This is a genomic window from Pseudomonas sp. GM24 (assembly GCF_000282235.1).
GTDB lineage: Bacteria > Pseudomonadota > Gammaproteobacteria > Pseudomonadales > Pseudomonadaceae > Aquipseudomonas.
Genome location: NZ_AKJR01000288.1, coordinates 1 through 4,061, shown reverse-complemented (window position 1 = coordinate 4,061; position 4,061 = coordinate 1). Strand labels below are relative to the sequence as shown.

The window sequence follows — 4,061 nt, the reverse complement described above, 5'->3', positions numbered from 1 at the left end:
GCGATCGCGTCGTGTCAGTCGACGTAAGTGTTGACTAATGGATCGAGATCGCGAGCAGGCTCACTCCTACAAGTGACCGTCGGCAACCCATAAATAAAGACAATAGGGGTCGTCATGGATCAACCCAGTGCAAACCCGCCGCGCAGCTACACCCGTGGTTCACAGGACAAAGCCTTGCTGGCGATGACCATCGGGCAGAAGTTCGATCAGACTGTCGCGCAATACCCCGACGGTGAAGCGCTGGTGGTCCGCCATCAGCAGTTGCGTTATTCCTGGCGACAACTGGCCGAAGCGGTGGACCTGCACGCCAGGGCGCTGCTCGCTTTGGGTTTGCAGGCCGGCGACCGCCTCGGTATCTGGGCACCGAACTGCGCGCAGTGGTGCATCACGCAAGTCGCCACCGCAAAAATCGGCGTGATCCTGGTCAACATCAACCCGGCCTACCGCAGTTCCGAACTGGAATACGTGCTCAAACAATCCGGCTGCCAATGGCTGGTCTGCGCCGGGGCGTTCAAGTCCTCCAACTACCACGGCATGCTGCAAGGCCTGGTGCCGGAACTGGCCGAGCAACCCATCGGCCAACTGCGCAGCGAACGCCTCCCCGAACTGCGCGGCGTGATCAGCCTCGATGCGCAGCCACCCTCAGGTTTCCTGCCGTGGTCGGAGCTGGCAGATCTCGCCGCCAGCCTCTCCCCCGAACAACTACACGAACGCAGCAACAGCCTGCACTTTGATCAGCCGGTGAACATCCAGTACACCTCCGGCACCACCGGTTTCCCCAAGGGCGCGACCCTCAGCCACTACAACATCCTCAATAACGGTTACATGGTTGGCGAAAGCATCGGCCTGACCCCGCGCGATCGCCTGGTCATCCCGGTGCCGCTGTACCACTGCTTCGGCATGGTCATGGGCAACCTCGGCTGCATCACCCACGGCAGCACGATGATTTACCCCAACGATGCCTTCGATCCTTTACTGACCCTGCAAACCGTCGCCGAAGAGAAAGCCACCGGCCTTTACGGCGTACCGACCATGTTCATCGCCATGCTCGACCAGCCACAACGCGCCCAATTCGATCTGTCGAGCCTGCGCACCGGGATCATGGCCGGCGCGACGTGTCCGATAGAAGTGATGCGCCGGGTGATCAGCGAAATGCACATGAGTGAAGTGCAAATTGCTTACGGCATGACCGAAACCAGTCCGGTGTCACTGCAGACCGGGCCGAACGATGAGCTGGAATTGCGCGTGACCACCGTCGGCCGAACCCAGCCACAGCTGGAAAGCAAGATCATCGACGAGGCCGGCAACCTGGTGCCACGCGGCACCATCGGCGAACTGTGCACTCGCGGTTACAGCGTGATGCTCGGCTACTGGAACAATCCGCAGGCCACCGCTGAAGCCATCGACGAGGCGGGCTGGATGCACACCGGCGACCTGGCGAGCATGAACGAGGAGGGTTACGTCAACATCGCCGGGCGTAACAAGGACATGATCATTCGCGGTGGCGAAAACATTTATCCGCGTGAGCTCGAGGAGTTTTTCTTCACCCATCCGGCGGTGGCGGACGTGCAGGTGATCGGCATTCCGTGTTCGCGTTATGGCGAGGAGATTGTTGCCTGGATCAAATTTCACCCCGGCCATAATGCTTCCGAGCTGGAACTGCAAACCTGGTGCAAGGAACGCATCGCGCACTTCAAGACGCCACGGCACTTCAAGTTCGTTGAAGAGTTTCCGATGACGGTGACGGGCAAGATCCAGAAATTCAGGATGCGTGAGATCAGTATCGAAGAACTGAAAACAATCGAGCGTTAACCACCACCCCTGTGGGAGCTGGCTTGCCAGCGATTGCGGTGGATCATTCAACATTGATGCTGGCTGACCTGACGCCATCGCTGGCAAGCCAGCTCCCACAGGGATTTGCGGTGAAAACACAAATCACAGAAAGCACAAAGGGGAGCCGAAGCTCCCCTTTAATTTTGTCGTCGCGTGCTCTTTTTTATTATTGAGGGTCGGTCTGTTGTTGTTTTTGGCAACCGTGGCCCTTTACCGCTGTTTTTGGCGACCCCCATCCGGGGTCAAGAGCAAACGTATTTTTTTGAGCGCTGATCTGCTTTCTCGCTAAGCGATCCAACCGATTCGGGAGCTACCTGAAGGTAGTTTTATTGTTCTCTGCCCGGTTGCGGGTCACTCCTGAGAGCACCCTGAAAAGCACACCTTCTCCAAAAAAATCTGTTAGCTGCGTCTCTGCCGTGTTGTTTTTGTTATGTCAGAGTCGGTACGTCTTATTTTTATTGGTTTGCTGCTTTTTATTCTTGTTATGCCATAGAGATAGCAGAAGCCGTGCCAACTTTTAAAAAACCTTATAAATCAAAGGTTTGAAAATTTCTGCAGATTTTCGCTCCAGCGAAACCAGACAATTTGTTTCCGTGTTACTCGCTTAAACCCACATTTCGGACACAGCGGTAACACCTTCCCCCCTTACTGCGCGCTACGAGCCTTGGCCACGCGCGAACCGCTCGGGCGACCGAGCACCGCGCTGATCTGCTGACCCGCGGCAATCAAGGCGTCCAGGTCGATACCGGTCTCGATACCCAGGCCGTTGAGCAGGTACACCACGTCTTCGGTGGCAACGTTACCGCTCGCGCCTTTGGCGTACGGGCAGCCGCCGAGGCCCGCGATAGAGCTGTCGAACACCGAAATCCCTTCAAGCAGGCTGGCGTAGATGTTGGCCATGGCCTGGCCGTAAGTGTCGTGGAAATGCCCGGCGAGTTTTTCCCGTGGCACTTGCGCCGACACTACTTCAAACAAGCGGCGCGTCGCGCCCGCGGTGCCAGTGCCGATGGTGTCGCCCAGCGAAACTTCGTAGCAGCCCATCGCATACAACTCGCGCGCGACCATCGCCACTTGCTCCGGCGCGACCGTGCCTTCGTACGGGCAACCGAGCACACACGACACGTAACCGCGCACGGTAACGCCGTGCTGCTGCGCGGCTTCCATGATCGGCGCAAAGCGCGCCAGGCTTTCGCTGATCGAGCAGTTGATGTTGCGTTGCGAGAACGCTTCGGAGGCGGCGGCGAACACCGCGACTTCCTTGACCCCGGCAGCGATGGCGTCTTCAAATCCGCGCAAGTTCGGCGCCAGTGCGCCGTAGGTTACGCCGGGCTTGCGCTGAATCTGCGCGAACACTTCGGCGGAACCGGCCATTTGTGGCACCCATTTCGGAGAGACGAAACTGCCGACTTCTATATAGCCGAGGCCAGCGGCGCTCAAAGCATCGACCAGTTGCACCTTGTCAGCGACGCTGATCGGTTGGCCTTCGTTCTGCAAGCCATCGCGCGGGCCGACTTCGATCAGGCGTACTTGGGAGGGGAGGGACATGGGCTGACCTGCTCTTTTGAATTTGTGGAGAACCCCTATAGGAGTGAGCCTGCTCGCGATCGCGGAGTGCCAGATGAAAATTGCGTGACTGATACACCGCTATCGCGAGCAGGCTCACTCCTACAGGGGGATTTATGTTGTTAGTCAGATCGCCTGCTGGCTCTTCAGCGTCTGCTCCAACGCCTGGACGCAGCGCTCTTCAGCGGTATCGAGTTCCAGTTTCATCTGTTCGATATCCAGCAACTGCTGTTCCAACTGCTCGCGACGCTCAGTGATTTTCGCCAGCATGCTGTTGAGCTGTTTGGTGTTACCGCTGGACGGGTCGTAGAGTTCGATCAATTCGCGGCATTCGGCCAGCGAAAAACCGATGCGCTTGCCGCGCAGGATCAGCTTCAGGCTGACCTTGTCGCGCGGCGAATAGATGCGTTCCTGGCCACGGCGCTCAGGGCTGAGCAGGCCTTGTTCTTCATAAAAGCGGATCGCCCGGGTGGTGATGTCCAGCTCGCGGGCGAGGTCGGAGATGCTGTAAGTCTGGCTGCTCATGGAAGCGCTCGGAAAAAGGTCTTGGCGCTAAGCTAATGGCAGGTTGACGTTTACGTCAAGCAAGAAAAAGATCGCAGCCTTCGGCAGCTCCTACAGGGGTGATAGATTCCAAATGCAGGAGCTGCCGAAGGCTGCGATCT

General features: G+C 57.9%; 3 protein-coding genes. 1 reads left to right on the top strand and 2 read right to left on the bottom strand.

Annotated elements, in window-relative coordinates; translation table 11 throughout:
* Positions 1–114 precede the first annotated feature (114 nt).
* Entirely contained in the window at positions 115–1,812 is a 1,698-nt protein-coding gene (locus tag PMI23_RS26875; RefSeq protein WP_007917236.1) for an AMP-binding protein, read from the top strand.
* A 666-nt stretch (positions 1,813–2,478) separates the two neighbouring features.
* Here PMI23_RS26875 and PMI23_RS26870 read toward each other — a convergent pair.
* Entirely contained in the window at positions 2,479–3,378 is a 900-nt protein-coding gene (locus PMI23_RS26870; protein ID WP_007917235.1) for a hydroxymethylglutaryl-CoA lyase, read from the bottom strand.
* 144 nt (positions 3,379–3,522) lie between these two features.
* Entirely contained in the window at positions 3,523–3,921 is a 399-nt protein-coding gene (locus tag PMI23_RS26865) for a MerR family transcriptional regulator (protein WP_007917234.1), read from the bottom strand.
* Positions 3,922–4,061: the final 140 nt, after the last annotated feature.